The organism is Bacillus sp. NPDC060175 (assembly GCF_042728695.1).
Lineage (GTDB): Bacteria > Bacillota > Bacilli > Bacillales > Bacillaceae_G > Bacillus_A.
Genome location: NZ_JBHWYR010000014.1, coordinates 77,060 through 90,928, shown reverse-complemented (window position 1 = coordinate 90,928; position 13,869 = coordinate 77,060). Strand labels below are relative to the sequence as shown.

General features: G+C 36.9%; 15 protein-coding genes. 3 read left to right on the top strand and 12 right to left on the bottom strand.

The annotated features are described in order from the left end of the window. Positions 1-55 precede the first annotated feature (55 nt). Complete coding sequence (locus ACFWDE_RS10240) at positions 56-883, top strand: 5'-nucleotidase, lipoprotein e(P4) family (protein ID WP_377892018.1); 828 nt, start codon at positions 56-58, stop codon at positions 881-883. Between the two features lie 28 nt (positions 884-911). Here the strand turns inward: ACFWDE_RS10240 and motB are convergent, their stop codons facing one another. Then, positions 912-1,700 carry a flagellar motor protein MotB gene (gene motB / locus ACFWDE_RS10235; RefSeq protein ID WP_377892015.1) on the bottom strand — a complete coding sequence of 263 codons (789 nt, stop codon included), beginning with the start codon at positions 1,698-1,700 and terminating at the stop codon, positions 912-914. After that, positions 1,690-2,484, bottom strand: a complete 795-nt coding sequence (gene motA / locus ACFWDE_RS10230; RefSeq protein ID WP_219303615.1) for a flagellar motor stator protein MotA — start codon at positions 2,482-2,484, stop codon at positions 1,690-1,692. Before motA ends, motB begins: the two co-directional genes overlap by 11 nt. Before the next feature lie 264 nt (positions 2,485-2,748). On the opposite strand from motA, the gene ACFWDE_RS10225 reads away from it, so the two are divergent. After that, on the top strand, positions 2,749-3,528 hold the full coding sequence (locus ACFWDE_RS10225) for a M15 family metallopeptidase (RefSeq protein ID WP_377892012.1): 780 nt from the start codon (positions 2,749-2,751) through the stop codon (positions 3,526-3,528). 36 nt (positions 3,529-3,564) lie between these two features. On the opposite strand, the gene ACFWDE_RS10220 is transcribed toward ACFWDE_RS10225, so the two are convergent. From ACFWDE_RS10220 to sdhC, 4 genes are all read right to left on the bottom strand, one after another. Then, the gene (locus ACFWDE_RS10220; protein WP_002145496.1) at positions 3,565-4,008 is read right to left on the bottom strand and encodes an acyl-CoA thioesterase; all 444 of its coding nucleotides are present in this window, start codon (positions 4,006-4,008) and stop codon (positions 3,565-3,567) included. A 93-nt stretch (positions 4,009-4,101) separates the two neighbouring features. Further along, complete coding sequence (sdhB, locus tag ACFWDE_RS10215) at positions 4,102-4,863, bottom strand: succinate dehydrogenase iron-sulfur subunit (RefSeq protein ID WP_002088861.1); 762 nt, start codon at positions 4,861-4,863, stop codon at positions 4,102-4,104. Next, complete coding sequence (gene sdhA, locus ACFWDE_RS10210; protein ID WP_377892007.1) at positions 4,856-6,649, bottom strand: succinate dehydrogenase flavoprotein subunit; 1,794 nt, start codon at positions 6,647-6,649, stop codon at positions 4,856-4,858. Before sdhA ends, sdhB begins: the two co-directional genes overlap by 8 nt. Positions 6,650-6,662: 13 nt before the next feature. Further along, a complete protein-coding gene (gene sdhC, locus ACFWDE_RS10205) occupies positions 6,663-7,289 on the bottom strand; it encodes a succinate dehydrogenase cytochrome B558 (protein WP_002015407.1) in 627 nt (208 codons plus the stop codon). 299 nt (positions 7,290-7,588) lie between these two features. Here sdhC and ACFWDE_RS10200 point away from each other — a divergent pair, with 299 nt between their 5' ends. After that, on the top strand, positions 7,589-8,038 hold the full coding sequence (locus tag ACFWDE_RS10200) for a YslB family protein (protein ID WP_002015405.1): 450 nt from the start codon (positions 7,589-7,591) through the stop codon (positions 8,036-8,038). A 115-nt stretch (positions 8,039-8,153) separates the two neighbouring features. Here the strand turns inward: ACFWDE_RS10200 and uvrC are convergent, their stop codons facing one another. From uvrC to ACFWDE_RS10170, 6 genes are all read right to left on the bottom strand, one after another. Next, on the bottom strand, positions 8,154-9,938 hold the full coding sequence (uvrC, locus tag ACFWDE_RS10195; RefSeq protein WP_377892003.1) for an excinuclease ABC subunit C: 1,785 nt from the start codon (positions 9,936-9,938) through the stop codon (positions 8,154-8,156). Positions 9,939-10,086: 148 nt separating this feature from the next. Beyond that, on the bottom strand, positions 10,087-10,401 hold the full coding sequence (gene trxA, locus ACFWDE_RS10190; protein ID WP_000974757.1) for a thioredoxin: 315 nt from the start codon (positions 10,399-10,401) through the stop codon (positions 10,087-10,089). 211 nt (positions 10,402-10,612) lie between these two features. Beyond that, positions 10,613-11,590 (bottom strand): electron transfer flavoprotein subunit alpha, encoded by a 978-nt coding sequence (gene etfA / locus ACFWDE_RS10185; protein ID WP_377891999.1) that lies wholly within the window; start codon positions 11,588-11,590, stop codon positions 10,613-10,615. Between the two features lie 36 nt (positions 11,591-11,626). Next, a complete protein-coding gene (gene etfB, locus ACFWDE_RS10180; RefSeq protein ID WP_001029036.1) occupies positions 11,627-12,400 on the bottom strand; it encodes an electron transfer flavoprotein subunit beta in 774 nt (257 codons plus the stop codon). Positions 12,401-12,478: 78 nt separating this feature from the next. Next, positions 12,479-13,255 carry an enoyl-CoA hydratase gene (locus tag ACFWDE_RS10175; RefSeq protein ID WP_002145489.1) on the bottom strand — a complete coding sequence of 259 codons (777 nt, stop codon included), beginning with the start codon at positions 13,253-13,255 and terminating at the stop codon, positions 12,479-12,481. Positions 13,256-13,266: 11 nt separating this feature from the next. Then, positions 13,267-13,854 carry a fatty acid metabolism transcriptional regulator FadR gene (locus tag ACFWDE_RS10170; protein ID WP_012261773.1) on the bottom strand — a complete coding sequence of 196 codons (588 nt, stop codon included), beginning with the start codon at positions 13,852-13,854 and terminating at the stop codon, positions 13,267-13,269. Positions 13,855-13,869 lie beyond the last annotated feature (15 nt).

Sequence of the window (13,869 nt, the reverse complement as noted above, 5' to 3'; positions counted from 1 at the left end):
TATTATATTTTAATATATAATATTAAATGATTTACTAACATCAAGGAGGGTACATATGAAGATGAAGAGGGGTATTACCACTTTATTATCTGTAGCCGTTCTTTCTACATCGCTTGTAGCATGTTCAGGAACAGCTGAGAAAACAGTGGCAAAAGAAGAAAAAGTAAAATTAACAGACCAGCAATTGATGGCTGATTTATGGTATCAAACAGCTGGTGAAACGAAAGCACTATACTACCAAGGATATAATATTGGTCAATTGAAGCTTGATGCAGCTCTTGCAAAAGGCACAAACAAAAAACCTGCTATCGTACTTGATTTAGATGAAACTGTTTTAGATAACAGTCCTCATCAAGCAATGAGCGTAAAAACAGGAAAAGGCTATCCTTATAAATGGGACGATTGGATTAATAAGGCTGAAGCTGAAGCTCTTCCAGGCGCAATTGATTTCTTAAAATATACAGAGTCTAAAGGTGTAGATATTTACTACATCTCAAATCGTAAAACGAATCAACTAGATGCAACAATTAAAAACCTTGAGCGCGTAGGTGCTCCTCAAGCAACGAAAGAACACATACTACTACAAGACCCGAAAGAAAAAGGGAAAGAAAAGCGTCGTGAACTTGTTTCTCAAACACATGACATCGTCCTATTCTTCGGTGACAACTTATCTGATTTCACTGGTTTTGATGGGAAATCTGTAAAAGATCGCAATCAAACAGTCGCAGATTCAAAAGCACAATTTGGTGAGAAATTCATCATTTTCCCTAACCCAATGTATGGCGATTGGGAAGGCGCTTTATATGACTATGATTTCAAAAAATCAGATACAGAAAAAGACAAAATTCGTCGTGACAACTTAAAATCATTTGATACAAAATAAAAAAGAGGATGGCTTTCGCCATCCTCTTTTATTGCGTATTTCTTGTTAAAGGTAAAATAAACACTTCTACACGTCTATTTTTCGCTTTTCCTTCTGGCGTATCATTTGGTGCAATTGAACGGTATTCTCCGTAACCAATTGCACTAAATTTTTCTGGTTGCAATTCTTTATTTTGGAGTAACACCTGCATAAAATTAACTGCACGCTGTGTACTTAACTCCCAGTTTGATGCAAACTGAGCATTTGCAATAGGAACAGTATCTGTATGACCAGACACTGTAATTTCACGAGGTGATGCTGAAACAAGTAAGCTAGACATCTCCTTTGCAATCCCTAATGATTCCAATTTCACATCCGCTTTCCCTGAGTCAAATAATACATTTTCTAATATTGTTAACATTAATCCCTTTTCAGTTAAATCTGTTTTAAAAGAAGAAGATAATTGGTTCTCATTAATATATTGATCAATCTTTTTTTGTAATACTTTCAACTCATCCATTTCTTTTTTTTCTTTGGCTCTAGCTTCTTCTTGTTTTTTTATTTGTTCTGCCTCAAGACTACTTGCCGATAACTCTTTCTCTTCATTCGGCTTTTGATCACTTAAAAACTCTTTATTTCCTGTTCCACCTGCTAGTTCACTTCGAAAAGCTACTGCCATCTGTTTAAATTTCGCAGCATCTATACTACTCATTGCAAATAAAACAATAAACAAAGCAAACAACAACGTTAGCATATCAGAATACGGAATTAACCAAGTTTCATCAATATGCTCTTCATGTTTTTTCTTTTTGCCTCTTCTATTTTTCTTACTCCGCATTTTTTTCCGCTCCTTTTTCTAGCTTCTTACGCTCAGTTGCAGAAAGCGCACCTAAAATGCGGTTTTTCATAATAAACGGATATGTACCTTCTTGTAACATTAATAAACAATCAATAATTAAACGTTTCTTCTCTAATTCAGCAGCAGACTTTTGCTTCAATTTGTTTGCAAATGGATGCCATAATACGTAACCTGAAAAAATACCAAAAATCGTTGCAATAAACGCACCTGAAATAGCATGTCCTAACTTGTCAATATCAGTTAAATTACCAAGAGCAGCTACAAGACCAATAACAGCACCTAAAACCCCTAATGTAGGTGCATATGTACCTGCTTGTGAGAAAATAGCAGCTCCTTTTGCATGCCTCTCTTCAATTGCTTCTAATTCGGCTTCTAAAATTTGTTCTAAATCTTCCGCAGATACACCATCAATAACAAATTTCATACCACGCAAAAGAAATTCATCTTCAATTTCATCTAATTGTTGCTCTAAAGACAAAATACCGTATTTTCTACTCTCAGATGTCCAATGAACAAATAATTCTAGCAATTGTTCATAACTTAAATCTTTTTTATTTGAACCAAAAAGAACTTTAAATAATTTTGGAACTCTTTTTAGTTGATTCATCGGAAATGCAATACACACTGCAGCAAATGTACCGACGAAAATAATTAGTGCTGCGGCAGGATTTAGTAAGGCTGTTATGTCAGCGCCCTTGACGACCATCCCTACGACTACCGCTAATACTCCTAAAATGATTCCAATAATTGTTGCAAAATCCATTCCCATTCACTCCTAGTCTATACAAGAAGTCTTTTATTCTCGATAATCGCTACATCTTCTTATATACATATATTACATAAAAAATGCACTTCATGAAAGATAAGAAATGAATTATATGAAAAAATACTACATTTTCACACATTTTCTGACATTTTCTTTGCATTTCTATTACGTTACGACTCTTATATTTCTTTTTCAACAAACTAAACTTATAATAAAAACGATACATATTTTATTAAGAAAGGACTGTGATTACAGGGCATCATGAAAAAAATAATAATTATTTCTGCCGCTACTATTGTAATCGGTATCACATCTTTCGCTTACTTTGGTTCTAAATCACCACTGCAAAATGAGGCGAAAGCTGTCGAAAGTCAAAAACATAGTAACCATCCAAAAGAAGAGATTCCTGCTTTTCCAAAAGCTGATCATAATGCAAAGAAACTAGATGATAATTTTTCCGTTGTAACAAATCCAGATTCTGCTCTTGTATTAGTCAATAAACATCGTAAATTACCAAATGGGTACATTCCAGAAGATTTAACGAAACCGAACGTACCATTTACTAGTCCAAAAGATAAAGAGAAAACATTGCTTCGCAAAGATGCTGCAGACGCTCTTGAAAAAATGTTCCAAGCAGCCAAAGAAGAAGGTTTAGAACTTACAGCAGTTTCAGGTTACCGTTCTTACAAACGCCAACAGTCATTACATAATACATATATTAAACGCCAAGGAAAAGCTGAGGCTGATTCGGTAAGTGCAATTCCTGGAACAAGCGAGCATCAAACTGGTCTAGCAATGGATATTAGCTCAAAATCTGCTAAATTCCAATTAGAACCAATCTTCGGAGAGACAGCAGAAGGAAAATGGGTTGCAGAACATGCCCATGAGTTCGGATTTGTCATTCGTTATTTAGAGGATAAAACAGAGACAACAGAGTATTCATACGAACCGTGGCACTTACGCTACGTTGGCAATCCATATGCCGCATACATATATAAGCACCATCTAACATTAGAAGAGGCAATGAAGGACAAAAAATAAGAGAGCGAATCGCTCTCTTATTTTTCTTTTATTCTATTATTGTAATAATTTCTTCCATTCCTCAGGCCACGGTTCGCCTCTTCCAGTTTTTTTCGATGCTTGGACCATCATACCGCGTCCAACTAAACAAACTTCTCCTTCTGCATTTTTGACCATATAGTGTAAATCTAAAGAGGAGTTCCCAACCGCTCCTGCCTTTACATATATTTTCAACTGCTCATCAAAATAAATTTGTTTAATAAAATTGCATTGTAAATCTGCAACAACGATCATCGTTTCTGAAGATTCATGTGTCCATTCTTGCATAAATCCAAGTTCTTTAAACAATGCGATACGAGCTTCTTCAAAATATGTAAAAGCAACGACATTATTTACATGTCCAAACATATCTACTTCACCAAAACGAACTTTGACAGGATTATAAAATGAAAAACCACTCTCCCATTGCTCAAAGTCTTCAATATAAGAAATTCTCTTCATCGTTCCCTCTCCTTTTCGCCTTTAAAATAAACAGAATAAACAGAAATATAAAGTTATAAATATTGCCTCTTCAACATGAAGAGGCAATATTTATTAATAGTTATTGTCGCTACCAAAGAAATCTTTGAACGATTGAATTGTTGTATCACGGTTTAATGCTGCAATTGAAGTTGTTAATGGAATACCTTTCGGACATGATTGCACACAGTTTTGAGAGTTACCACAGTTTGCAAGTCCTCCATCACCCATAATTGCACGCAAGCGATCTGCTTTATGCATTTCACCAGTTGGATGCGAGTTAAATAAACGCGCTTGTGAAAGCGGTGCTGGTCCAATAAAGTCAGACTTACTGTTTACGTTCGGACATGACTCTAAGCAAACACCACATGTCATACATTTCGAAAGTTCATATGCCCATTGACGCTTTTTCTCTGGCATTCTTGGACCTGGTCCTAGGTCGTACGTACCGTCGATTGGAATCCAAGCTTTAACACGTTTTAACGCGTTAAACATACGGCTACGGTCAACTTGTAAGTCACGTACAATCGGGAATGTCTTCATCGGCTTTAAGCGAATTGGTTGTTCTAACTGGTCAATAAGAGCTGTACATGATTGACGTGGTTTTCCGTTAATCACCATCGAACAAGCACCACATACTTCTTCTAAACAGTTCATATCCCATGCAATCGGAGTCGTCTGGTTTCCTTTTGAATCAACAGGATTACGACGAATTTCCATCAGTGCCGAAATAATATTCATATTTGGACGATATGGAATTTCAAACTCTTGGTCAAACTCTTGTGCATCTGGTCCATCTTGTCTCGTAATGATGAGGCGGATTGTTTTCTCAGACATGTTGCTTATCCCCCTTCTCTTCACCCTTAGCAGCTACATCATGTTTTGAGGAATAGTCACGTTTACGTGGTTTAATTAATGAAACATCCACTTCTTCGTAATGGAATGCTGGTGCCTTTCCTTCTCCCTCAAATTTCGCCATCGTAGTTTTTAAGAAGTTTGCATCATCACGATTTGGGAATTCTGGTTTGTAATGCGCCCCGCGGCTTTCATTACGGTTATATGCTCCAATTGTAATAACACGCGCTAACTCAAACATATTTGCAAGTTGGCGTGTAAATGAAGCACCTTGGTTACTCCATCTTGCTGTATCGTTAATGTTAATGCGTTTGTAACGCGCCATTAACTCTTCAATTTTCGCATCTGTTTCTAATAATTTTTTATTTTCACGAACTACTGTAACGTTATCTGTCATCCATTCTCCAAGCTCTTTATGAAGAACATACGCATTTTCGTTACCATCAAGCGCTAAAATATTGTTAAATTTCTCTGTTTCGATTAATTCATTTTGCTCATATACAGTAGATGAAACAGCATCAGATGATTTAGAAAGACCTTTCATATACTCAATTGCGTTCGGTCCTGCTACCATACCACCGTAAATTGCTGATAATAGTGAGTTCGCACCAAGGCGATTACCACCGTGCATAGAATAATCACACTCACCTGCTGCAAATAAACCTGGAATACTTGTCATTTGTTTATAATCAACCCATAATCCGCCCATTGAATAGTGAACCGCTGGGAATATTTTCATTGGTAGTTTACGAGGATCATCACCTGTAAATTTTTCATAGATTTCAATAATTCCACCAAGTTTAATATCTAGTTCTTTCGGATCTTTATGAGAAAGATCTAAGTACACCATGTTTTCACCGTTAATACCTAGTTTTTGCTCTACGCAAACATCAAAGATTTCACGCGTTGCAATATCACGAGGTACAAGGTTTCCGTAAGCTGGATATTTTTCTTCTAAGAAGTACCATGGCTTACCATCTTTATATGTCCAAACACGTCCACCTTCACCACGTGCAGATTCACTCATAAGACGTAACTTATCGTCTCCAGGAATTGCCGTTGGATGGATTTGAATGAACTCACCGTTCGCATAATATGCACCTTGTTGATATACAGCAGACGCTGCTGTACCTGTATTAATAATAGAGTTTGTTGATTTTCCAAAGATGATACCAGGGCCCCCTGTTGCCATAATTACGGCATCAGCTTGGAAACTTTTTATCTCCATAGTTTGTAAGTCTTGCGCGACGATTCCTCGGCACACACCTTCATCATCCACAACAGCTCGTAAGAAATCCCAACCTTCATATTTCGTTACAAGTCCTGCTACTTCATGACGACGTACTTGCTCATCTAATGCATATAGTAATTGTTGACCAGTTGTTGCGCCAGCAAATGCTGTACGGTGATGTTGTGTTCCACCGAAACGACGGAAATCAAGAAGTCCTTCTTCCGTACGGTTGAACATAACACCCATGCGGTCCATTAAATGAATAATACCAGGTGCTGCATCACACATCGCTTTAACTGGTGGTTGGTTCGCTAAGAAGTCCCCACCATAAATTGTATCGTCAAAGTGGATCCATGGAGAATCCCCTTCACCTTTTGTATTTACGGCACCGTTAATTCCACCTTGGGCACATACAGAATGTGAACGTTTTACTGGTACTAAAGAAAATAGTTCAACATTCACTCCTGCTTCTGCCGCTTTAATCGTTGCCATTAAGCCGGCCAAGCCACCGCCGACTACTATAAGTTTCCCTTTCATGCTCTCCCACTCCTTACTGGTTTGCTAGCTGTGGATCGATGAACGCTAATAATGCACTCACACCTACATAAGATAGACCTAAGAAAATAGCTAATGTTACATAAGTAGAGATTCTTTGTGAACGTGGAGATACTGTAATTCCCCAGCTTATGCAGAATGTCCATAGTCCATTTGCAAAGTGGAAAATTGTTGAAACAACACCAACTAAATAGAAACCAAACATAAATGGGTTGTTTAAAATATCTGCCATCATATCATAGTTTACCTCTTTACCTAACAATGCTTGAATACGAGTTTCCCAGACGTGCCAAGAAATGAAGATCAGCGTAACGATACCTGAAATTCGTTGGAAGACGAACATCCAGTTACGGAAATAGCCGTAAGATACCGCATTGTTCTTAGCTGTAAATGCAATATATAAGCCATATATAGCATGGTACAGTATAGGTAAAAAGATGATGAAAATTTCTAGCGCATACCGGAATGGAAGGAGCTCCATAAAGCCTGCAGCTTTGTTAAAAGCCTCTGCTCCTCTTGTTGCAAAGTTGTTTACAATTAAATGTTGCGTCAAAAAGACACCAACCGGGATGACCCCCATTAATGAGTGCCACTTACGAAACGTATACTCGCGGCCTTTCATGTCCCCATTACCCCCTTGAATGTTTGACTGCTGTTTTCAGATTAATTTACAACAATAATGTTTTTTCACTATTGGCATAAGAAAAACTGAAAAAATTATTCAAAATATTTCAGCATAATTTGATTCCAAGTTCATTTTACCCCTATTTTTGTCGAAGCGTCAAGAAAACGTATACATAATTTGCATATAATTTGCCAATTCTTTTTTTCTTCTTATATATTCAGATTTCCCCTAAGAAAAATCTGTTTTTATAAATGAAAAATGTTATATAATAAGCCCTATAGAAAGAGGGGAATATTGTGAGCAAAAATACAATCGATATAACATCTTTAGAAGATGTTTCATTGAACGCCTTCGCTTATGAATTGCTACGTGAAGAATTACTACCTGATTTAATTGGTAACGATTTAGATGGTATTTTATACTGGGCCGGTAGAAACCTTGCGAGAAAATATCCGCTAGAAACAATTGAAGAAGTCATTCAGTTTTTTGAAAAAGCTGGTTGGGGTACTTTAAGCATCATTGAACATAAACGTCGTGAAATGCAGTTTCAACTTAAAGGTACACTTATTACTGAGCGTCAAAAACAAAAAAGGCATTCATCTTATCAATTAGAAGCTGGATTTATCGCCGAGCAAATTCAAAGACAAAGAAACGTCGTTGCAGAGTCCTATGAGGAACAGAAAAAACGTTCAGACTCTATTACATTTCTTGTTAAATGGGATATAAAAGATCTCATTGAAGTGTAGCATCTACTTACAGTCAACTAGACATATAAGTTTAGTTGACTTTTTTGTATATTCATTTAGGTGCGTTTATTTTAAATCTTCAGAAATTATATCAAAAAACAGAAGACATTGTAAACTACAACGTCTTCTTATCTGTTAAATAAGTATAAATTGTCTCCGCTACATTTTTCGGCATACCCGCTTCGACAAATTCCGATATGGAAGCTTCTTTCATCTTTTTTAATGAACCAAAATGTTTTAGCAATACTTTTTTTCGTTTATCACCGATTCCTGGAATTTCATCCAACGCGGATTGAATAACAGATTTCCCGTGTAATTGACGATGGAATGTAATTGCAAATCGATGTACTTCATCTTGAATGCGCTGCAATAAATAAAACTCTTGGCTATTCCTCGTAAGCATAACAGGCTCAGGCGGATCCCCAATAATTAAATGTGATGTTTTATGTTTTTCATCTTTTACAAGCCCAGCCATTGGAATATATAATCCAAGCTCGTTTTCAAGAACATCACTTGTAGCCGTGAGATGTCCTTTTCCCCCATCGATAATTATTAAATCTGGCAAAGGTAAATTTTCCTTTAATGCTCTCGTATAACGGCGTCTCACAACTTCCCTCATAGACTCGTAATCATCTGGCCCTTGGACCGTTTTAATTTTATATTTCCGATATTCTTTCTTCGCTGGTTTCCCATCGATAAAAACAATCATTGCTGAAACAGGATTTGTTCCTTGAATATTTGAATTATCAAACGCTTCAATACGATAGGGTGTTTCAATCCCTAGTTGCTTTCCTAGATTATCAACAGCTTTAATCGTCCGTTCTTCATCACGTTCAATTAAGTGAAATTTCTCTTCTAGTGCAATTTTTGCATTTTTATTTGCTAATTCCACAAAATCTTTTTTCTTTCCACGCTTCGGCTGTGTCGCTTCAACTTCTAAAAAGCGCTCTACTAATTCTGAATCTATACTTCCTGGAACAACAATTTCCTTCGGCTTGAAATGACTACTGTTTTCATAAAATTGACCGATAAAAGTTAAAAAACCCTCTTCAGGTTCATCATATATCGGGAACATGGAAACATCGCGCTCAATTAACTTTCCTTTTCGAACGAAGAAAACTTGAACACACATCCAGCCTTTATCAACTGCATACCCAAACACATCACGATCCACTAAATCACTCATAATCATCTTTTGCTTTTCCATAATTGCATCAATATGAGCAATTTGATCTCGCAACTCTTTCGCCCGTTCAAATTCTAGTTTCTCTGAAGCCTCATACATCTTCGTTTCTAATTCTGAACGAATTTCTTTATGCCCACCGTTTAAGAATTTAATAATTTCATCAACAATTTCTTTGTTTTGCTCATCCGGTACTTCTTTCACACAAGGTGCTAAACATTGACCCATATGATAATACAAGCAAACTTTATCTGGCATATTTGAACATTTACGAAGTGGATACATACGATCTAATAATTTCTTTGTTTCATGTGCCGATTGCGCATTTGGATAAGGCCCAAAGTACTTTCCTTTATCCTTTTTTACATTTCGCGTAATGAGTAAGCGCGGCTGTTTTTCAGCTGTAATTTTAATGAAAGGATATGTTTTATCATCTTTTAATTGAATATTATATTTTGGATCATATTTTTTTATTAAATTTAACTCTAAAATAAGAGCCTCCAAATTTGAGGAAGTCACAATATATTCAAAATCAACAATTTCTCCAACAAGCCGAAGTGTTTTCCCATCATGTGAACCAGTAAAGTACGAGCGCACACGATTTTTGAGTACCTTTGCTTTTCCAACATATATAACCGTTCCCTGCTTATCCTTCATTAAATAACAACCAGGTTGATCGGGCAAAATTGCTAACTTCTCTTTTAAATGCTCGTGCACTCGTCTCCCTCCATTTCTACATGCTTATCATTTTTATTTTCACATAAAAACATACTATGTCAAAACACCCAACATACGTTCTTTTATTGTAACGGAAAGGTTGTAAAAAAGAAAATAAAAAAAGCTACCAAATGGTAGCTTCTTTATTTTAGAAGTGTTTAGAAACTAATTCTACTAACGCTTCTTTCGGTTTATATCCTAACGCTTGATCAACTACTTTACCGTCTTTTAATACGAAAAGAGCTGGAATACTCATTACTTCGAATTGACGAGCAGTTTCTTGATTTTCATCAACGTCCACTTTTACTACCTTTACTTTCTCGCCTAACTCTGAATCGATTTCCTCTAATACAGGAGCGATCATTTTACAAGGTCCGCACCAAGGCGCCCAGAAATCTAATAATACAACACCTTCGCTAGTTTCAGCTGCGAAGCTTTGGTCATTTGCATTTATAATTGCCATTTTATTTCCTCCTTCAAGTATATTCTACCAAGAGTATATCATTAACTTTTATACGTGGCGAATATTATGTATCGTTATGTATTGTAACAAAAAAATGTTCCTTTATACTATATAAAAATATGGATGAAATACTAAAAAGATGAGAGACAGGGGATCTCTCACCTTCTTCTATATATAGGGGTACTTCACTTGGAACTCAAGGGTACTCAAATCATGAATGTACTTTTAACTTTTTAAACTCTTCTGTTAAAAGAGGTAATACTTCAAATAGATCACCGACAATACCGTAGTCAGCTACCTTGAAGATACTCGCTTCTGGATCTTTGTTAATCGCAACGATTATTTTTGAGTTAGACATACCAGCTAAATGCTGAATCGCACCAGAAATTCCGCATGCAATGTATAAGTCTGGTGTAACAACTTTACCTGTTTGACCAATTTGTAATGAGTAATCACAATACTCAGCGTCACAAGCACCACGAGATGCTCCAACAGCGCCGCCTAATACGTCAGCTAACTCTTTCAATGGTTTAAATCCTTCTTCACTCTTCACACCGCGTCCGCCAGCGATAATAACTTTCGCTTCAGAAAGATCAACACCTTCTGCCGTTTTACGGACAACGTCTTGAATGATTGTACGTAAGTCTTTCACATCAACTGTAATAGAAGACGCTTCACCTGTGCGAGATTCATCTTTTTCAAGAGTTGCGATATTATTTGGACGCACTGTCGCAAATAATATACCATTTGTTACAATCTTCTTCTCGAATGCTTTACCAGAGTAAATTGGACGAGTGAAGATAACATTTCCACCTTCAACTTCTAAAGCCGTCACGTCAGAAACTAAACCTGCTTCAAGCTTCGCTGCTAATTTTGGCGATAAATCTTTACCAAGTGCTGTATGTCCAAATACAATACCTTCTGGTTTTTCTTCAGCATATACAGCTAAAAACGCTTGTGCATAACCATCAGACGTATATGATTTTAATTTATCATTTTCAACTGTCACAACGCGATCTGCACCGTAATGAATCAATTCATTTGCAAAAGAGGCCACGCTGTCTCCAACTAGAAGACCTACCACTTCACCGCCTTCTGCAATTGTTTTTGCTGCTGCTACCGCTTCAAACGAAACGTTACGTAGTGATCCGTCACGAACTTCACCCATTACTAATACTTTACGAGCCATAGATTTTCCCTCCTGCATATATAATTTCGTATTTTATTAGATTACTTTCGCTTCTGTATGGAGCAACGATACAAGTTCTTTTACTTGATCTTGCAGCTCGCCTTGTAACACTTTTCCTGCATCTTTCTTAGGAGGCAAATAGATTTCAATTGTTTTTGTCTTTGCTTCCACATCATCTTCTTCTAAATCTAAATCATCTAATTCTACTTCTTCTAGCGGCTTTTTCTTCGCTTTCATAATACCTGGAAGCGATGGATAACGAGGTTCATTTAAACCTTGTTGCGCTGTGACTAAAACTGGTAATGATGTTTCAATAACTTCTGTATCACCTTCAACATCACGCTCAATTTTCACGTTTGTACCATCAATTTCAAGTTTTGTAATTGTCGTTACGTATGGGATATTTAACGCTTCAGCTACGCGTGGACCAACTTGTCCAGACGCTCCGTCAATCGCAACGTTCCCGCCTAAAATTAAATCTACTTCTTTATCTTTCAAATATTCAGCAAGTACTTTTGCTGTCGTGAACTGGTCACCATTTTCAACATCATCTTCAATATTAATTAACACCGCTTTATCGCAGCCCATCGCTAATGCAGTACGAAGCTCTTTCTCACTATCTTCGCCACCAACTGTTACGACAGTAACCTCTCCACCTTGTGCATCTCTTACTTGAATTGCTTCTTCAATCGCATATTCATCGTAAGGGTTGATGATGAATTCCGCTTCGCCATCGTAAATTGCACCGTTTTTAATTACGATTTTTTCTTCTGTATCAAATGTTCGTTTCATGAGTACGTAGATGTTCATTTCATTTACCCCCTTATTTTTCAGAAAGATTCTATCAATTTTAAAATTCTGTTAATTTATATTAAAAAAATAATTGAACTACCTGCCACTAAATGAAGGCTTACGTTTTTCTAAAAACGCTGCTACACCTTCTCTTCCATCTTCACTCGTAAATACTTCACCAAAAATCTGTGATTCACGTTGTACACCTTCATAATAATGAGACGATTTCGTCGTTTGCAATAACTCTAGTACAGCACGAGTTGTTGCTGGACTTTTTCCAGCAATTTGTTTTGCAACTTTAAGCGTATCATCTAAAAACGATTCTTCAGAGAACAATCCGTTAACAAGTCCCCATTTTAATGCTTCAGCACCAGTAATTGGCGTACTTGTTAACATCATTTCACAAGCTTTCGCTTTCCCAACATAACGTGGTAAGCGTTGTGTACCTGCAAAGCCAGGAATTAATCCAAGTGTCAATTCAGGCAAACCAAGTTTTGCACTTTCAGTAGCAAAGCGCATGTGGCAAGACATAGCAAACTCAAGGCCGCCGCCAAGTGCCGCTCCATGAATTGCCGCAATAACTGGTTTTGAACATTTTTCTACGCGCTCAAACGTAACTTGTCCAAGTTGCGCTAATTCTGTCGCTTGCTTCGCTTCAGTAACAGATGTAAATTCTTTAATATCTGCTCCTGCTGAGAAGAAACGTCCTTCCCCATGAAGAACAACAACACGAATGTTATCATCCTTTTCCACTTGATCGATTAATTCAGTAACGTCATGCATAACTTGTGAAGACATCGCATTAGCTGGAGCATGATTTAACGTCGCCACCGCGATATGATCTTCAACTTTTACAGATAGGAATTTCAACATGATCCCTCCCATTATTGACGATAACCACAAGCTGCAATAAGTAGCCCATGTACCGTTTTTGAAAGTGCGACCAGATCATACTTATGATCGCTCATTACCCAATTGGTCACAACTTCATCTACTGTTCCAAAGATCATTTGTCTTGCCACGCGAACATTTAAATCCGCCTGAAATTCACCTTGCTTTATACCTGTCTCTAAAATCTCATCCATAACTTGTAAGTAGCCTTTTAATACTTCATTTATTTTAAGGCGCAAGTCTTGATTGGACTGCCTTAGTTCTAATTGCGTAACGATAGCAAGAGGATCATTTTGTGACAACAGCAAGAAGTGCGTTTCTACCAACATGAATAACTTCGCTACAGCGCTTTCAATTCCTGCTATTTTTTGACGAATTGTTTCAACAAATTCTCCCATCTTCTCTTGGAATAAGGATATTAATATATCTTCTTTATTTTTAAAATATAAATAAATCGTGCCATCAGCTACTCCTGCTTGCTTTGCAATTTTAGAAACTTGCGCTTGATGGTATCCATTCTCCGCAATCACAATGACTGCTGCATCAATAATTTGATTGTATTTCGGTCTATTTTTCTTCACTTTACTGTCCCCTTC